Here is a 17,426-nt window from a genome sequence, read left to right on the forward strand (position 1 = left end):
TATGAAATTATTTGCCACAGATTTAGATGGAACATTATTGAACAGAGACAGCCAGATTAGCCCGGAGAACGCAGCAGCCATCCAAAAAGCACAGCAATCCGGTATGAAAGTTACCATTGCTACAGGCCGCGTCTATTCCGATGTTGTGACCATCAGCCGCGAAGGCGGAATCAAAACCCCAATTATCGGCTCCAATGGAGCGACAATTCATGACGCAGACGGTGAACGTTTATTCCATCTTCCGCTCGAGCGTGACACAGCAGCTTCCGTCATGCAGTGGCTGGAAGATCATGATGTCTATTATGAGGCTTCAACGCAACAAGGCATCTATGCCCCGCTTAGCAGTCATGAAACTTTGCTCGCTGAGATGGAACGCGTTCTGGGTTCTAATCCCGGTGAGGACATTGCACGGATGATTCGGGCCATCAAGAAACACTACGACAAAAAAGACTACCACCGCGTAAACAGCCACCTCGAAATTCCGGCAGAAGCTTACATCTATAATATTATGGCCTTCTCCATGAATCCGGACAAAGTAAAGACAGGACGAGAATACTTCGCTTCCCGATCCGATGTCGCAATGGTTGTATCCTTTGAGCATAACTTCGAAATGCAGCACCCGGACGTATCCAAAGGTAATGCCCTGTCCAAACTGGCGGCTCACCTGAACATCTCCATGGAAGATACAGCAGCTATCGGCGATAACTTCAACGATGTCTCCATGTTAAAAATGGCTGGACTCGGCATCGCCATGGGGAATGGCGAACCCGAAATTCAAGCATTAGCCAAAGCCATAACGCTGACGAATGTCGAGCACGGTGTCGCACATGCCATTGAGTGCCTGCTTGAAGGCAAACCGGTGTCCCGTCCGGAAACCGTTGTCGGAGAAGGTCAATAACTGACCCTGTGCTACAACCAACCACTGAACCTGCATGGTCACCTGTTAATCCATGCAGGTTCGCTTCATTTCAACTCAGCAGATCGAACATGAGGCACGTCCTGTAACAAAATAATCAGTTGCTCGCCCCGGTATGAACCCGGCAGTTGCAACGTGAACTCAAGCACAGTCTCTTCCACGGAGCCTGTGCTTGTTTGCTGTTCTGTTTTAAATCCGATGACCGAGATCTTTTCCTGTCCCAGAAGTGCCAAAACAGCCTTCAGGGCCTCCCCTTCCTTTTGCAAGTGGATGGTTAACGTCTCTGTTCGGGCCGACACCAGCCAGCGTGTGGGTCTATGCAGTAGCATCTGTGCCACTACAATAAGCAGTGTCACCCCTGCACCTGTCCAATACAGACCTGAACCTACCGCAAGCCCCATGCCTGCCGTAGCCCATATTCCAGCCGCTGTGGTCAATCCTCTGACCGTGTGGCGCTGCGTGAAGATCATGCCTGCTCCAATGAAACCCACACCGCTAACCACCTGTGCTGCAATCCTCGATGGATCAAGAGACAGATTGTCCCAACCAGCTTGATCCTGGAATCCGTACTTGGACACAATCATCATCAGGGCAGCACCGACAGCGACCACAAAATGAGTACGAATTCCCGCCTCTTTCATACGGTTTTTGCGCTCATATCCAATCAGCACACCACATATTCCAGCTATGAGTACACGCATCAAGTATTCCACTTCCATGCACATCACCTCTTTCATTATGTATATGCTTACATGTGTCTTTCTTTACTATTACCCAATCTTTCCCTTGAACCTCACTCAGGTCAATTCTCTGCCCGGAAATTTTCTCCTTGTCTCTCTCCCAATCCGTAATAATGTCTGAAATTATATATCAGAGGATGCCATTCCTCCGGATTAATCTTGTTCGGTCCAGATATCAGGCGTGTGTGCGCGTGCACCTTCAACGCTTTCACTTCCACAATCGCCATGAACGGTGTATGTTCGGGAACACGTATGTGTTGTACAGACGCTTCAATCTGGAGCGGACATTCAGCTATTTTATCTGGAGCCACCTGAACCGAGCATTCAGATGTCAATCCAGCTACAGTGAATTTATCATGGCAAAACGTATAGCCCATCTGCCTTTTCTCCTCAGGAACCGGGGTAACTCCCGTATAACGACCCAATGCTTCAACCTGTTTCCACATAGATACATCCGGCAAATTAATCACACACTCAGGGTGTCGACTCAGATTTTCATAGGCTTTGGCCTGTGTACCTACACCGAGAACCAGACAGTCCCCCAGCGCCCAAGATGAGGACAGTGGAGACAGGTTCGTTGACCCATCCTTGTTTAATGTGCTTAGCAGCAATACAGGCGTACCATAATATAAAATACTGGGATTAATCATTTCATGTTGAATCCATTCTGGACTTTGGGACAATTGCTCTGTAGCAAAGTCCTGTTTCGTTATTTTGTTCATCCTGTACCTCTCCTGTTCCGATTCCATTGGTTTATAAGCACAATCTGACCCGTATGGGACGATACAACAGAATTGTAATACAGTAATAGTTCAGATATGATCGAAGTATGAATGTATATCCAAATATTACTGTTATTGCGTCGTTAATCGCCGATCCAAGCCGCGCTATTTTTCTGTCATCCTTGCTAGATGGGCGGGCCTTGCCCGCAGGAGAGCTTGCTCATATGGCAGGCGTCACTCCCCAGACGGCAAGCAGCCATCTCGCCAAACTCGTCGAGGGAGGATTACTCGAAGTTGAACAACAAGGACGCCACCGATACTACCGTCTTGCAAGCAAAGAAATTGCTAATCTGATTGAAACGATGGCCAGTATCGCCCCGCCGGTACAGGTACGCTCTCTCAAACAATCCGATCAGCTTCAACAATTGAGCTATGCACGGACCTGTTATGGTCATTTGGCCGGTAAATTGGGAATTTCGCTCTGTGAAGCCTTGTTAGAGAAGGGGTATCTTACAGAGCCCGAAGAGGCACACAGTAAGGATTACCATGTTACGGAGGAAGGAACGCAATGGTTCACCACTTTTGGAATTAAACTTCAGATGAAGCCGGGATCACGCCGGGCCATCGCTCGTAAATGTCTGGATTGGAGCGAACGCCGTCATCATCTCTCAGGCATGCTTGGCGAACAGCTAAAGCAACGATTATCGGAACTGGGTTGGACTCGTCAAAAAAAAGGAAGTCGCTCTGTCGAAGTGACGGAAGCAGGCAAGAAAGGTTTATATGAGGTCTTGGGTATCTCACTATAGGCTGTAGATGGAAGTGCAGCACAGGATTAACGAAGAAGAATAAAACGCAAAAAATCCCCTTCACTGTGACCGGTTAGCCGATCTAATGTGAAGAGGATTTTATTGTTTATTCAGAACGGAGAGAGAGGGATTCGAACCCTCGCACCGCTTACGCAGTCTAACCCCTTAGCAGAGGGTCCCCTTATAGCCACTTGGGTATCTCTCCAAGAAATGGCTCCCCGAACAGGGCTCGAACCTGTGACAACTCGATTAACAGTCGAGTGCTCTACCAACTGAGCTATCAGGGAAAATTAACTTGAATAAGATTAATTTATCATGATTAATAATCCAAGTCAACATGCCTTTCATCACTTTCTTACGCGTAGTGAACAATACACACATCAGATATTCTGAAGTGCCAGTTTTCCCGCACAACGACCACAGCGGTAACGCTTCGGATCTATTTTCCGCTTACGCAAATATTCCGTACCACAGCTCTTGCACACCAGCTTATAACGATAGGGTAATGGCTTCCTGCCTTTGCCGTCAGGAAGGGATTGGCAGAACCGTGAGCCTCCTACCTTCTGCAATAAAGCCTTAAACTCCGGGTCCCGATGCTGATAACCGCGACCGCGAATATGCAGATGATAGTGGCATAGCTCATGCTTGATAATCTTCTCTACCTCATCTCGCCCGTAGGCTTCGAGCTGATGCGGATTGATCTCAATCCGGTGACTTTTGAGCATATAACGTCCACCTGTGGTAGTCAGACGACCGTTAAACAACGCTTCGTGGGTGAACGGAACTCCGAAATGATCCAGCGATACCTGTTCAATCCATCGTTGCAATTCCTCATTTTCCATCGGTATCCTCTCCTTGCACCCCCTCGGAGTATTGGTTTTTCCGGCCATATACTTGAATTTTAACCGTTTCGTAGGCTACACTGTCAAGTAGAATGTATGAGGGGAGATTATTACTCGTTATGCCTACAATGCGCTATGTTATCTTGCAGCAGGAACAACAATTGCAGTTTGTGGAAATGCCTTCAGATTATGCCTATCAACTCAGTGCGCTCAATCTGCGCCTGCATAAGGAAATTGATAAACTCACTGCAGCAGATGTCCCTGTCCTGCCTTGGGCGATCGCCGAATGCGACAACCTCGATCTCCTGAACGAAAATCTTACTATTATTGGCGGCCTTGATTATATCAATGCACTTGAAGAATCTTTTGCAGCACTACGTGAAAGCCATTATCCTTTGATCTCCCTGCTTACCGAAATTCGGGCGCTTCAGGCCCAATTGGAACAATGGTATGAAGAAGAGATGGAAGCTCTCTAATTCACTCCACGTATCATTTTAAAATGAGAACAACGGAAAGCACATCTCCCTGCATTGGGATTTGTGCTTTTTGGTGATTGAGATATTGATTTGCCGGGGTCCTTCACTTATCCCGCACAGTCCAGGCTATTGTCACATATGCTAACGTACAGATGAATTATGCAAGAGGAGGAGATACCCTTGCCTCAATGGCTTTGCAATCAACTGATGCGTGCATTTCACAAAAAGGACAGCCGGCAAATCAAGCTGCTGAACGAATGCTGGTTCTTTTATCGTAACAAACCAGCAAGCGGCACACCGCGCAGCGCGGAGAACGAACTTTAAGAGGTTGTTCAAAAAGTCCGCTTTTGACTACGAACTTTAAGAAAAAGCACATGATCATAGCTACCGTACTTACCAGAGGAATGAGAACGGATAACGGGACCATTATTGTCGACAACAAACAGCCTTCCTACTCAGGAAGGCTGTTCTCCAATCCTATAACTAAGAAGACTGTTGTGCGGACGCAGGCTTCTTCATCGTAAGGCCGACACGGCCTTTTTTGGTATCTACATTCATGACCCACACCGTTACGTTATCCCCGACAGACACCACGTCCATCGGATGTTTAACATATCCGTTGCTCAGTTGTGAAATATGGACAAGCCCATCACTCTTAATTCCAATATCGACAAAGGCACCGAAATCAATAACGTTCCGAACTGTACCCTGCAGCTCCATGCCTTCCACCAGATCCTCAATTTTCAATACATCCGTACGGAAGATTGGCAATGGCATCTCTTCACGCGGGTCACGACCCGGACGCTGCAAGCTGTCCAGAATGTCACGCAATGTAGGCACACCCACGTCCAGTTTCACAGCCAGCTGCTCTGGCTGTTGCTCAGAAAGCAATACCGACAGTTCCTTGGTACCCAGCTTGTCCAGTGCAACCTGAAGCTCCTTGAACAGCTGATCCACGACCTTGTAGGATTCAGGGTGAATCGGTGTACGGTCCAGCGGGTTCTCACCCTCACCAATACGCATAAAGCCTACACACTGCTCATACGTTTTGGCGCCTAGACGTGGTACTTTCTGCAACTGGCGGCGGTTCGTGAACCGACCATTTTCTTCACGGTACTTCACAATGTTTTTGGCAATCGTAGCGTTAACTCCAGCAACATAGGACAGCAATGAAGGCGAAGCTGTATTCACGTCCACGCCCACATGGTTAACTGCGGATTCCACGACAGCCTTCAGGCTTTCTTCCAAAATCTTCTGGGAAACATCATGCTGATATTGACCCACACCAATGGCTTTTGGATCAATCTTAACCAACTCAGCCAGCGGATCTTGCACCCGGCGAGCAATCGAAGCCGCACTGCGTTCAGCTACATCGAGGTCCGGGAATTCGTCCTGGGCCAGCTTGGATGCAGAATAGACACTCGCTCCAGCTTCGTTAACGATCAGATATACGAGACTTTCGTCACCGTTCTCCTGAATGATCTCGGCTACAAACTGCTCCGTTTCACGCGATCCTGTACCGTTACCGATAACGATCAGACCAATATCATATTGCTTGATCATCCGATGGAATACTTCGGCTGCTTCACGTTTCTTGTTGTGCGGTGGCGTCGGATAGGTAACAGCTACTTCCAATAGCTTGCCTGTATCGTCCACTACAGCCAATTTACAACCAGTACGATAGGCCGGATCGACACCCAGCACACGTTTGCCATGAATTGGCGGCTGAAGCAACAGGTTACGCAGGTTAGCCGAGAATACCGAAATGGCCTGATTTTCACCTTTTTCCGTAAGTTCTCCACGAACTTCACGCTCGATGGAAGGCGCAATAAGCCGCTTGTAGGCATCTTCAATTACCGCACGCAGGACGTCCTGTACGGCAGAAGCACCACGAATGATCTGTCCTTCCATGTGGCGATGGGCCGGCTCTGCCTGTACTTCGAGACCGACTTTCAGAATATTCTCCCGTTCACCACGATTAATCGCGAGAATACGGTGTGGAGGCATTTTCTTGGCTAATTCGCGGTAATCATAATAATTCTCGTATACGGACTCCTCTTGAGCATCCTTCGCCTCCGAAGTCAGCATGCCGTGATCCAAGGTGTACCGACGAATCCATGCACGAATGGCAGCATCGTCTGCAATGTTCTCCGCGAGGATATCTTTGGCTCCCTGAAGCGCCGACTCCGCATCTTCTACGCCCAGTTCAGCATTGATATAACGCGCAGCTTCCTGAAGCGCATCTCCTTGTTTCGGTTGACCCCAGATCCATACAGCAAGGGGTTCAAGACCTTTTTCTTTGGCTACGCTGGCACGCGTTTTCCGCTTCTGACGGTAAGGTCGATACAAGTCTTCCACTTCCTGCAGCTTCACAGCCTGGGTAATGGATTTCTGCAGTTCTGCGGTCAGCTTGCCCTGTTCCTCTATAATACGGATGACTTCCAATTTGCGATCCTCGAGGTTGCGCAGATACACAATGCGTTCTTCAATCGATCGCAGCTGGTTCTCATCCAGCTCTCCAGTCATTTCTTTACGGTAGCGCGCTATAAATGGAATCGTATTGCCTTCGTCCAGAAGCTCCGACGTAGTACGGACTTGCTTCAAGGACAGTGACAGTTCCTTGGCTACCTGTTTGATGATTCGTTCATGGCGTTCTGCCTTTATTGTTTCTTCATTGGGTTCCAGAACCGTTTCCTGTTCAGACAAAATAAATCCCTCTTTCCTTCCTGAATCGTTCGTTACAATTATTTCAGGGCAGCTTTGCTGCTGTAATTACAGTATGGTTAAATCATCAGATTCATCCACTCTACCTTATATTATCACAAAATCACGTCCAAATTTCCATCAATCCGATAGCATACAAGTTCTGACAGGATGATGTCATTCTCCAGCCTTCCCCATTCCGCCATAAAAAGACCGAAAAACGTCAACATGACGCTCCTCGGTCCTCCCTTGTTAAAACCTTATATGCAATTGCAGTCTAAATAAGTGAAACTGCTCATTTACACGATGACGGAGAGGACAGAAAAAACCTGAAAAAGCGAAGCTATAAGCTTTCTGCAAGAAAGCTACTTCGGGAGCATACACTTCGCCTTTATCTCCGGATTTTCCCTTTGAGAAAAGGGAATCGAAAAATCTGGGGATAACAGCGATTGGAAGGTTGTTCTGTCATCGTAGTATCAGTGTAAATAAACTGTAGTTCACTTATCTAGACGCGCTCGAACCGGAACATCTCACTCAGGTAATCTCCTGATGCACTGCCTACCGAAATACCGCCATACATCAGGGCATCCCCGGTAAAGGTCTCCGAGCCGCCTTTCAGACGGTAATCCGCATTAGGGTCCAATCCTTTCAGTTTCAGACGCTGTAGTGGTGCATTCGGTTCAGAGAGCACGCGGAAGTAGAATACAACGGCTTCCCTTCCGTCTGGTGCAATAAACATCCATGCTGTCTCATTGCCTTCAAATGGACTGAGCAAACGGCGGAATGTTCCATATTGAACCGTTCCACGGATCTCCTTGTACAGCTCCACCTGTGCTTTCACGATCTCGTTCTCTTCCTCCGTGAATTTCGTCAGGTCCAGCTCGTAACCGAAGTTGCCCGACATCGCAACATGTCCCCGAATCTCAAGTGAAGTTATCCGGTTGACCTGATGATTCGGTACCGCTGAGATATGCGATCCCATCGAACTTACCGGGTAAACAAGACTCGTACCGTATTGAATTCGCAGGCGGGATATGGCATCCGTGTTATCACTTGTCCACGTCTGTGGCATGTAATACAGCATACCTGGATCGAAGCGGCCACCACCACCTGAACAGCTCTCGAAGAGAATGTTCGGGAACGCCGAAGTGATTCGTTCCATAACGTCATACAGCCCTAGCATGTAACGATGCGCAGTCTCACGCTGTCTGTCTGCCGGAAGCAATGCAGAACCCACTTCCGTCATATTCCGGTTCATGTCCCATTTCACATAAGTGATTGGTGCAGAGCCAAGTACATCCGTTAACATGCGTACGATCTCATCACGCACATCCTGACGGGAGAAGTCGAGTACCAGTTGCTCGCGTCCTTCTGTCCGGCGACGATCAGGCACATGCAGACACCAGTCTGGGTGCGCACGGTACAGCTCACTGTCTGGTGAGATCATCTCAGGCTCGAACCACAATCCGAACTGCATGTCCAGACTTGTCACACGATTTGCCAGGTCATCAAGGCCTTGTGGCAATTTATTCTTATCTACAATCCAGTCACCCAGCGAGGAGTTGTCGCTGTCCCGGTGTCCAAACCAGCCATCATCCAGGACAAATAGCTCAATACCCAGCTTCTGTCCGGCGCGAGCAATCTGTTCGATTTTGTCTGCGTTGAAACCAAAATAGGTAGCTTCCCAGTTGTTGACCAGAACAGGACGCTCCGCATTACGGAACTGACCACGCGCAAGACGCTCCCGGTACAGTTCATGATAGGACTGAGACATGCCATCCAGCCCTGCATCCGAATACACCATAACGGTCTCAGGTGTCTGGAATGCTTCCTGTGGCTCCAGCTTCCAGCTGAACTCGAACGGGTTGATCCCAAGCGATACACGAGTGGTGTGGAACTGATCCACTTCAGCCTGTGCGGTGAAGCTACCGCTGTAGACGAGACTGAATCCATAGACTTCTCCCTGATCTTCATCCGTTCCCGGTGTCATCAGCGCAATAAATGGATTCTGCTGGTGACTGCTTGAGCCACGACGGCTCTCAATCCCTTGTAGTCCGGAAGCAAGAGGTCTGCGAACAATATCACGTTCACGTGTCCAAGCCCCTGACAACTGCAGCAATTCATAATCCGCATGCGGGAAATCGACGGAAGAACTGAGCGCACGCACCACGTTCACTGAGGTAGCGCTCTCATTAACGATACGCATGGAGCGTGTAATCGCATTAAATGCCGTAAAGGCTGTATAGGAAAGCTCAATCTTGATGCCTGCGACTTTGTCTTCCAACCCAATAACCAGTGTCTCTGCCTCGTCATTGGATTCAACATACGTTGCTGGCAGTCCTGTAAGCGCTGCCTTTCCTTTGACCAGTCGATGGCCTGTATACGTAAACTCCGAAACGGTCGAGCCATTCTCAAGTTCCAGTTGGATAGCCGGATTACGGAAATCACTTGTGCCATACACGGGTAGTTCCACTGCCAATGTATCAAATGAAATCGTACGGTCCTCTGGTACCGGGTTCGGACTGAAAGATGCTCGTTCTGTCCGTACATGCAACCAGCTCAGATCGGTGTCGCGTAATTTTTTGCCATAATACAAATGTACCAAATATCCTGAAGGCAGTACCTGAAATACGTAACTGGCCTCACGGGTCTGTAAATGAAACTGAAGTTTCTCCTGATTGATGTAAATGCTCATATGTCTCCTCCACCTCTATATCTAAAAGTCTTTGGGTAAACGGTTTCTCAGGTTCCATTATAACGAAAAGTATGCAAATGTTCTACGCTTTCATCAAGCTTTAATCAAAAGAGCGTACAACAGCCCGAAGGATGTCATACGCTCTTTTGATTACAGTCTGAAATTAGTGTGTTCCCTTACAGGAACATCCATTGCCTACGGATGGCAGAGTAGTGTACAAAGACGCTACCTGATGCCTTAAAAATCGATTAAACCAAGGCTGATCTGTAAGGCTTCGTTGACCAATTTCATGGTCTCCTCGTCCAGATGGGTAATCTTGTCAGTCAGCCTCTGCTTATCAATCGTCCGTATTTGTTCGAGCAAAATAACCGAGTCCCGGTCAAAGCCGTGTGCCGCCGCATCAATTTCCACATGCGTTGGCAGCTTTGCCTTCTGGATCTGGGCGGTGATAGCCGCCACAATACAAGTTGGACTGAACCGGTTGCCGATATCATTCTGGATAACCAGAACCGGCCTGACTCCACCTTGCTCGGAACCGACAACGGGAGAAAGATCCGCAAAAAAAACGTCACCACGTTTTACGATCAATGTCTACACCCCGCTAACTAAGCGGTCCAGAGTGCTGTCCGCATCTTCCTCCGCATGAAAGGCTTCGGATGCCATGGTCAGATTAATTTTAGCCATCTCCATGTATCCGCGCTGCATCGTTTCACGGATGTAACGTTTCTTACGCTCCGTCAAATACAGCTTCATAGCCTGCCTAATCAATTCGCTGCGGTTGGAATTCTCCAGCGCTACGATGCCATCCACTTCCTGCAAAAGATAATCAGGTAAACTGATCATGATCCGCTTGGTGTTCTGCAAGTTGGCCACCTTTCTTCCACCCCCACAAACCTTTCGCCATTGTGAACCAGTATTACGTTTTTCCAGAACTTTTATACAAAGGAATATATATGCCCCGAGTATATCAAGTATGCTGTACTCCATTATAAACACGGGGAACAATATTCGTACAGACCAAACATCTCATTTCAGGATTTTAAATCCTTACCGTCATACATAATTCGAGATGCTCCGACAGTTTTCCTTCTGTTCTGAAAAAAAGTTTATTGGAAATGGCGTCCAGTTTATCTGTCAGGATGTCAAAAGTGGATTGATTCTGGCGACTTCTGCTCCCCCACGGAAATATACCCGTGGAATGCGATGCGCCATCATGCAGATCACTTCATAAGCAAGCGTACCCAGCTGGGATGCCACCTCGTCTGCGGTTATAACGCCACCAGACTGATGACCGATGAGGACAACCTCTTCGCCGACTTGAATTTCTTCCGCTTCTTCTGCGAAAGATTGTAACGACACCATACACTGATCCATGCAGATCGCACCGACGACAGGAACGCGGCGACCACGCACAAGCACTTGCGCTTTACCTGTTAACATTCTTGAGAATCCGTCTGCATAACCGATCGGCAGGGTCGCTATTCGTTCGTGCTCTTGCGTAACATAACGGGTTCCGTAACTGATCCCCCAATGGGGTGGCAGTGTTTTGACCAGAACCGCCTTCGTCTTCAACGTCAATACCGGGGACAGCTTCACCACCTGATGATTCACCTGAGCCGAAGGATACAATCCGTACAGGCTAATTCCCACACGTACCATGTCATAGGACAATTCCGGTGTATCAATGGCAGCGGCGCTGTTCGCCGTATGTATAATCGGGATGACACATCCCTGATCCCTGAGCGCATGAACTACGCCTTGAAACCGTCGATACTGCTCCAGTGTATAGGTTTTGTCTTCTTCATCCGCTTTGGCAAAATGGGTAAACATGCCTTCCAGCATCACCTGCTCGAGCGAGGCCACTTCCTGTATAAAAGCCAGTGCCTCATCGCCAGGCAATAGACCTAATCGGCCCATGCCGCTGTCGATTTTGATATGAACCTTCAGTTTGTTAGCGAATGTGCTCGCATCCAAATGTCGAATGGCATCAAGCACTTCCCTGCTGAACAGCGTGATGGTCACATCATGTTTCCATGCAACAGGGATCCCTTCAGGCGGCGTATATCCCAATACCATGATTGGAATCGTAATCCCATGTTGTCGCAATTCCAGAGCTTCGTCAAGAAAAGCCACACTTAAGTAATCCACACCCACTCGTTCCAGTTCTCTAGCCGTCTCCACCGCTCCGTGTCCATAGGCATTGGCCTTCACACAGGCGAGGAATTTCATGCCCTGAGGCAAAGCCTCGCGGAAAGCTTCTACGTTAGTGCACAAATGATCCAAATTGATCTCCGTTTGGGTCGGCCGATATTGTCCTTGCACGTTAAGTCACCTTCTCCAATCATCATAATCCGGCTCACGTCAGACTCCATCGTAATGCTCCAGCATGTGACTGTCAAATGGACCGAAGTTCCGCATTCCAAAACATATGCAAGGTGCGCCGTTTGAGGAACAAATGCGAACACAGATGATGACCGATAAGCAAGATTTTCAGGGCGAAATTTCACTTTCCACCCCAGCAAATATCTGCTTATATCGATTATTTACCCGGTTCCCTCTACATAGAAGCGCGTTTTGCATTATTGGTTGATCTTGGGATACGATACATGCATCTTCAGTCTATTTATAGCACGTTGGACAGACGTTCCGGTCTTGTTCTTGATAAGAAAAACACGCTCCATGTGATGTACATCCTTCACAACAAGCAAAGCACCGGAGTAAAGGTCTCCGATGCTTCTTAGCATTCCTTATGTTAATGCCACTATTCGTTCAAAAATTATTTACCTGACTCTTCCTGCATGGATGTTGCAATGCGTACCATTTCGTTCTCAGGCAGATCTGCACTGGTGATCCGATATTCTATACCATCTGCCATCCATGTCAGAGTCTGTAATGCATCTCCACTGATCATCCCCAGTGTGAATCCAAGATCCAGTACACGGGATGGGGCAAGCGATACAGCTCGATCCTGCGGTCGGGCTTCAAATATCGTGTAATTGTATGTTCCTTCATAACGAAGCATGACTGAATAGTCTCCTGCTTCCTCCAAAATCTGATCATCCTTAAGTTGGACTCCTTCCGGCGCATACGTCGGCTGAATTACACCGAAACTGTCTGCACCTTCCGGCTCTGCAAGCGTTGGTTCCTCGCCTTCCTGACCTGTTGTAGCACCCTCTGTACCTTGCTGCTCTGTGTCACCACTCACCCCCGTCTGTCCATCACTGACAGTTCCGTCAGGTTCGGGCGCAGTCTGAGGATTGGCTGGTTCTTTACTGCCGTCCTCACCTGTTTGCTCCGCAGGAGCGACACCAGAATCCGTTCCTGTTTGGCCGCCCTTTTCTGTAGCAGCGGTCATGTTACGTTGCATATCAAAGGCATCTTTTTCAAATTCAGCACCGAATTTGAAGGAGTCAAACTTCACATCCACAACTACATTGGCATTGGAGTCGGATACCTCCACCTGTTTGGGTGCGTAATCCGATTTGTTCAGCCAGATTTTTTGTCTGACAAGTGCATGTGTATTATAATTGGCAGCTACATCAAAAACATAGCTCTCCTTCTCATCCGCAAACTGACGGGTTGTATCCCCGGTAATGCTCCGAATCAAAGTTTCATAGAGGTATACCTGTCCTTGGTTATCTGGCCAATTGCTCTGAAAACGGAAGCTTTTGTTCTGGCTTGGCGTCAGAACAAACACACCCTCATCATTACGCAGTACAATCTGCGTTACATCTTTTTTTGCATTGGTTAACGCAATACGATAATAGGAAGGCTTCTGATGCCATACCTCGACCTTGTACTGCTGCGGCGAATCTCCGGTATGCAGCGTCATTACGCCTGCCCCCTGGTAACTTTCCATCTCTCCTACGACTTCGTTCAGATCTTTGACCACAGCTGCCGCATCCTTCTTCCCGCAGGCGGCAAGCAAGACCGATAAGACCAATACCATGGCAAGCATCCATGATATTCGGCGCATGACATCATCCCCTTTAGCACATGTTTTCACTTCAGGATTTTGCTTGCAGCAGAACCCCTACTTGATTAGTACATGTCTATGAGGGACTTGTTCGATATATGCGGACTAGTTTGACAAGCTTTCAGTGAAGTCAGTTAATACGGTATTGCTAAGCCGTTAGCCGATCCTACCTACCACAACGGAATATACACCGGATAACTCGTATCCTCTTCCTCGGCACCTGGAATTCTCTTCACCCACAATTGACGCAGATCAGGCAGGCTATGCCCCGCGACACAATAATTACGAAGAGAAGCATGATGAGCGTGTTCTTCCCTGAAGCTGTACGTGGGCAGAAGCAGTGCCTCGTGAATAAGTCGATCTTCCAGTTGAATCAATCTATCTAACCGTTCAGCAGGTTCACGGATCATGACAATTCGTCCGCATTCCTGTTCCAGTTCATGTCTCCAGTAATCATTCATCGCAATCAGGAATAGCGTATTCTGGAAGGTATACATGGTCACAAGACTCAGCATGACATGCTGATCGAACACTTCTCCTGTATAGATTACATCACAATCCCTGAATCCATCTTGATAGACCGCGTGGACCGGGTCTCCCGGGATGATCGTTATATGTAAGCCGACTTGTGTACATCTCTCTGCAAACCAGACCATATCTGCCTCCATCTTATCTCCTTCTTCCACCCACAGAGATAAGGTCTGTCCCTGGTAAGAGCTACGTCGTAATAATGCTGCGGCCCGTACCAGTGAGGACTCTACGGAAGGTACTGATTTTGCAGAACCATCCAATTGTTCCGATTGCTGATTCCACAACACCCCTTGGTCCAGATACTCCGTTAAATGCTGCTTCTGTACTCGTCCTCGAATCAGACTATAGGCAGCCTGCGTATTCGTACTCCCGAGCGCCTCCGACAACTCATCTGCATTCAATAACTGTTGAACAGCCCGGCGAAAATTCACATCATGCTGTGGACCTTCCTTTTGCATATTAAACGTCATATATACGCCGCCCTGCATCTCATGCTCCACGGCACGAGGCTCCGTATCCTGAAATAAATCATGCTTGATGACGGACTCCACCCTCCCAGCGTGGGGAAGTTGCCATACTTCAACGCGGTCAATATAGGCCCGGCCTCGGAAGTAAGATGGGAATACTTCCAACACAAGTAGCTTGGAATCATGACGCGTCAACCGATAAGGTCCTGTTCCAATCGGATGGAGCGGATTCATCTCCACATCTCTCGGCAAGATGGATGCAGACATACTGCTCATCAGATCCGGGAACATGAAATTTGGCTTATTTAACACAAAACGTACAGTCAATTCGTCAAACGTCTCTATGCTCTCAATGGATCTATACAGAGGCCTGCATGGGTTACTATTATCAGAGATAATGCGATCAAAGGTAAACTTCACGTCCTCTGAATCCAATACCCTGCCATGATGAAATGGTATACTTTTGTGCAGATAAAAGGTCCATTCCCTCCCCTCCGAATGACTCTCCCATGCCACGGCAAGACTCGGTTCACAGACCTGGTGTTCAGCATTATAGCGAACCAAACGATCGAAAACCTCCGCAATAATAAATACTTCTCCCCACATGGCCGTCTGCGTGGGATCCAATGTCTTAAAAGGAGTATTCTGTGGAATCCGCAAGGTGTCTACTCTGCCTCTAACTCCTTCATTCGAACGTAGCCCGAATTGGTTCTGTAACTCCCGCATCAATTGTTCTCGCATCGTGAATGGCAGGGTTGAAGCCAGTTCATAGGCGTCTTCCATTCTGTTCCCATACAGGAGATGTTCAAACCGCTCACGTGCCACTTCAAGCAGCGGCATACAGAAGACAAGCAACGATGTTTTACCTCTGCCGCGCTGCGGGTTCCATCTTACCCATCCGTTATCCATAAATTTGTTCATAATCAGGTTCATGTTGCGCATGGTACAACACAAATGATGGGCAAGTTCACCCACTGTGGTATGTATCTCTTGTTCCTCATGTACATGCAGAAAGTTCAACCGCAATTGAATGTAATGTTCTGATACGTCCATATATGCCCTTCCTTCTTCTATCTTCTAACTTCTATCTTTTAACTTTCTTTCTCTATCTGCTAAAATACGAAATCCATTCGATTGCTTCTACAGTTTTTCTTCAGGTTTTTCTCCATTATACTCAGTAACAGCAACATGACCAGTGGGAAGGAAGAAGAACGACTTATGAAATACGCCGATTTACACCCGAACATCAGGATACGTATCATTACTGATTTTTTCACCGATCTGACCCAGAAATCCATCATCCCATTCATGGCGATCTATCTGAGTATTCAGATTGGGGCAGGCTTGGCTGGATTATTGCTGACCGTCAATATTGTGGCTTCCATGATTATAGGATTGTGGGCAGGATATTGGTCTGACCGAATTGGAAGAAAGAAATTAATGGTTCTCGCACAAAGTCTGCAGGTCGTGGCTCTACTTGGCTTGGCTATCGCAAATTCGCCGTGGATGGATTCGATCATCGTCACTTGTCTCATGTTTCTCCTCAGCAGTCTCAGTTCAGGAATCACGGTTCCGATTGCCAATGCCATGATTGTCGACGTAAGCAGTGAACATGAACGTCATTATGTGTACGGATTGCAATATTGGACAACGAACGTTGCTGTAACCTTTGGCGCCCTGATGGGCGGGCTATTTTTCGAATCTTTTCGTTTTCTATTGTTCAGTCTGGTATGTATAGAAAGTATGATTACTCTGTTCATTCTGGTCTTTATGATTCGTGAAACAATGGATAAACGTCAAACAGAAAGTTCAACAGCTCTTTCGAAACAACCAATCAAGAGAAACATAATGAACACGTATAAGACCGTTCTTCAGGACAAACGTTTCATGATATTTTTCACTGCAACTGTGCTTGCCGTCTCCCTGGAATTCCAGTTGGATAAATACATTGCTGTTCGTCTAAAAAGTGAATTCACCTCACAACTGTTCGGTTTGGATCTTTCTGGTCTTCATATGTTCAGCCTGATCATGGTCATCAACACCGTCTTGGTTGCCTTGCTCGCCATTCCATTCTCCAGGTGGATGGGTCGTTTCCAATTCAGGTCCATCATGACTGTCGGTATGTGCCTGTATACCGCAGGCTTCGCCGTGCTTGCTTTCAGCAACTGGGCCTGGTTACTCATCTCATCCGCTATACTCCTGACCATTGGAGAATTAATGTACGCCCCTGTTCGTCAGGTCATGCTCGCGGGTATGATTCCCGATTCGGATCGTGCTGCCTACATGGCTGCTGACGGATTGAGCTATAACGCGGCTGCACTCCTCGGAAGTCTCGGGTTAACCATCGGCGCCTTTCTACCGTCATATGCGATGGCTGGTCTGTATGTACTCATGGGGCTCGGAGCGCTCGTCTATTTCCGAATGTCACTTCCGAAGGTAAAGGAACAGAAGGAACATCCGCTGCGTGCAGATGCATCCTGATTTCACTTTTCCGGCAACAAAATAATCATCCAAGGGAGCCAGCAAGCTCTCTTTTTCATGTTCATTATCGT

Annotated in this window: 15 protein-coding genes and 2 tRNA genes; 5 read left to right on the forward strand and 12 right to left on the reverse strand. The window is 47.8% G+C overall.

What is annotated here, in order from left to right; all coding sequences use genetic code 11:
• Position 1: 1 nt before the first annotated feature.
• Entirely contained in the window at positions 2 to 898 is an 897-nt protein-coding gene (locus tag AC4G47_RS23325) for a Cof-type HAD-IIB family hydrolase (protein ID WP_458125739.1), read from the forward strand.
• Positions 899 to 963: 65 nt separating this feature from the next.
• Here the strand turns inward: AC4G47_RS23325 and AC4G47_RS23330 are convergent, their stop codons facing one another.
• A complete protein-coding gene (locus AC4G47_RS23330; RefSeq protein ID WP_491102940.1) occupies positions 964 to 1,635 on the reverse strand; it encodes an MgtC/SapB family protein in 672 nt (223 codons plus the stop codon).
• An 83-nt stretch (positions 1,636 to 1,718) separates the two neighbouring features.
• Positions 1,719 to 2,306: a flavin reductase family protein gene (locus AC4G47_RS23335; protein ID WP_491106771.1), complete on the reverse strand. Its 588-nt coding sequence runs from the start codon at positions 2,304 to 2,306 to the stop codon at positions 1,719 to 1,721.
• 179 nt (positions 2,307 to 2,485) lie between these two features.
• Between AC4G47_RS23335 and AC4G47_RS23340 the strand changes: the two genes are divergently transcribed.
• The gene (locus AC4G47_RS23340; protein ID WP_491102941.1) at positions 2,486 to 3,184 is read left to right on the forward strand and encodes an ArsR/SmtB family transcription factor; all 699 of its coding nucleotides are present in this window, start codon (positions 2,486 to 2,488) and stop codon (positions 3,182 to 3,184) included.
• 116 nt (positions 3,185 to 3,300) lie between these two features.
• Here the strand turns inward: AC4G47_RS23340 and AC4G47_RS23345 are convergent.
• The 3 genes from AC4G47_RS23345 to AC4G47_RS23355 form a co-directional block, all read right to left on the reverse strand.
• A tRNA-Ser gene (locus AC4G47_RS23345) sits at positions 3,301 to 3,389 on the reverse strand.
• Positions 3,390 to 3,395: 6 nt separating this feature from the next.
• A tRNA-Asn gene (locus tag AC4G47_RS23350) sits at positions 3,396 to 3,471 on the reverse strand.
• 93 nt (positions 3,472 to 3,564) lie between these two features.
• Positions 3,565 to 4,026, reverse strand: a complete 462-nt coding sequence (locus AC4G47_RS23355) for a SprT family protein (RefSeq protein ID WP_458125735.1) — start codon at positions 4,024 to 4,026, stop codon at positions 3,565 to 3,567.
• A gap of 119 nt (positions 4,027 to 4,145) precedes the next feature.
• Between AC4G47_RS23355 and AC4G47_RS23360 the strand changes: the two genes are divergently transcribed.
• Together AC4G47_RS23360 and cmpA are read left to right on the forward strand one after the other, a co-directional pair.
• Positions 4,146 to 4,502, forward strand: a complete 357-nt coding sequence (locus AC4G47_RS23360) for a hydrolase/acyltransferase (protein WP_336759533.1) — start codon at positions 4,146 to 4,148, stop codon at positions 4,500 to 4,502.
• 180 nt (positions 4,503 to 4,682) lie between these two features.
• Positions 4,683 to 4,826 carry a cortex morphogenetic protein CmpA gene (cmpA, locus tag AC4G47_RS23365; protein WP_105408244.1) on the forward strand — a complete coding sequence of 48 codons (144 nt, stop codon included), beginning with the start codon at positions 4,683 to 4,685 and terminating at the stop codon, positions 4,824 to 4,826.
• A gap of 159 nt (positions 4,827 to 4,985) precedes the next feature.
• Here the strand turns inward: cmpA and AC4G47_RS23370 are convergent, their stop codons facing one another.
• The 7 genes from AC4G47_RS23370 to AC4G47_RS23400 form a co-directional block, all read right to left on the reverse strand.
• Positions 4,986 to 7,208, reverse strand: coding sequence for a Tex family protein (locus tag AC4G47_RS23370; protein ID WP_458125734.1), 2,223 nt, complete (start codon positions 7,206 to 7,208; stop codon positions 4,986 to 4,988).
• Between the two features lie 502 nt (positions 7,209 to 7,710).
• Complete coding sequence (locus AC4G47_RS23375) at positions 7,711 to 9,900, reverse strand: alpha-galactosidase (protein ID WP_491102943.1); 2,190 nt, start codon at positions 9,898 to 9,900, stop codon at positions 7,711 to 7,713.
• A gap of 237 nt (positions 9,901 to 10,137) precedes the next feature.
• Entirely contained in the window at positions 10,138 to 10,488 is a 351-nt protein-coding gene (locus AC4G47_RS23380; RefSeq protein WP_024630714.1) for a type II toxin-antitoxin system PemK/MazF family toxin, read from the reverse strand.
• A gap of 3 nt (positions 10,489 to 10,491) precedes the next feature.
• Entirely contained in the window at positions 10,492 to 10,773 is a 282-nt protein-coding gene (locus AC4G47_RS23385; protein ID WP_017690037.1) for a CopG family ribbon-helix-helix protein, read from the reverse strand.
• Between the two features lie 261 nt (positions 10,774 to 11,034).
• Positions 11,035 to 12,222 carry an alanine racemase gene (gene alr / locus AC4G47_RS23390; protein WP_491102946.1) on the reverse strand — a complete coding sequence of 396 codons (1,188 nt, stop codon included), beginning with the start codon at positions 12,220 to 12,222 and terminating at the stop codon, positions 11,035 to 11,037.
• A gap of 454 nt (positions 12,223 to 12,676) precedes the next feature.
• Positions 12,677 to 13,876 carry an outer membrane lipoprotein-sorting protein gene (locus tag AC4G47_RS23395; protein ID WP_491102947.1) on the reverse strand — a complete coding sequence of 400 codons (1,200 nt, stop codon included), beginning with the start codon at positions 13,874 to 13,876 and terminating at the stop codon, positions 12,677 to 12,679.
• 170 nt (positions 13,877 to 14,046) lie between these two features.
• A complete protein-coding gene (locus tag AC4G47_RS23400) occupies positions 14,047 to 15,927 on the reverse strand; it encodes an ABC transporter substrate-binding protein (RefSeq protein WP_491102949.1) in 1,881 nt (626 codons plus the stop codon).
• A gap of 165 nt (positions 15,928 to 16,092) precedes the next feature.
• On the opposite strand from AC4G47_RS23400, the gene AC4G47_RS23405 reads away from it, so the two are divergent.
• Entirely contained in the window at positions 16,093 to 17,355 is a 1,263-nt protein-coding gene (locus AC4G47_RS23405; protein ID WP_491102950.1) for an MDR family MFS transporter, read from the forward strand.
• Positions 17,356 to 17,426: the final 71 nt, after the last annotated feature.

It is taken from the genome of Paenibacillus sp. Negev47 (assembly GCF_058313655.1).

Coding starts and splice junctions, on each gene's coding strand:
- AC4G47_RS23400 (WP_491102949.1), bottom strand. CDS start 15,927: ATGGACGTATCAGAACATTACATTCAATTGCGGTTGAACTTTCTGCAT.
- AC4G47_RS23375 (WP_491102943.1), bottom strand. CDS start 9,900: ATGAGCATTTACATCAATCAGGAGAAACTTCAGTTTCATTTACAGACC.
- AC4G47_RS23335 (WP_491106771.1), bottom strand. CDS start 2,306: ATGATTAATCCCAGTATTTTATATTATGGTACGCCTGTATTGCTGCTA.
- AC4G47_RS23395 (WP_491102947.1), bottom strand. CDS start 13,876: ATGCGCCGAATATCATGGATGCTTGCCATGGTATTGGTCTTATCGGTC.
- AC4G47_RS23405 (WP_491102950.1), top strand. CDS start 16,093: ATGAAATACGCCGATTTACACCCGAACATCAGGATACGTATCATTACT.
- AC4G47_RS23330 (WP_491102940.1), bottom strand. CDS start 1,635: ATGGAAGTGGAATACTTGATGCGTGTACTCATAGCTGGAATATGTGGT.
- AC4G47_RS23355 (WP_458125735.1), bottom strand. CDS start 4,026: ATGGAAAATGAGGAATTGCAACGATGGATTGAACAGGTATCGCTGGAT.
- AC4G47_RS23340 (WP_491102941.1), top strand. CDS start 2,486: ATGAATGTATATCCAAATATTACTGTTATTGCGTCGTTAATCGCCGAT.
- AC4G47_RS23360 (WP_336759533.1), top strand. CDS start 4,146: ATGCCTACAATGCGCTATGTTATCTTGCAGCAGGAACAACAATTGCAG.
- AC4G47_RS23325 (WP_458125739.1), top strand. CDS start 2: ATGAAATTATTTGCCACAGATTTAGATGGAACATTATTGAACAGAGAC.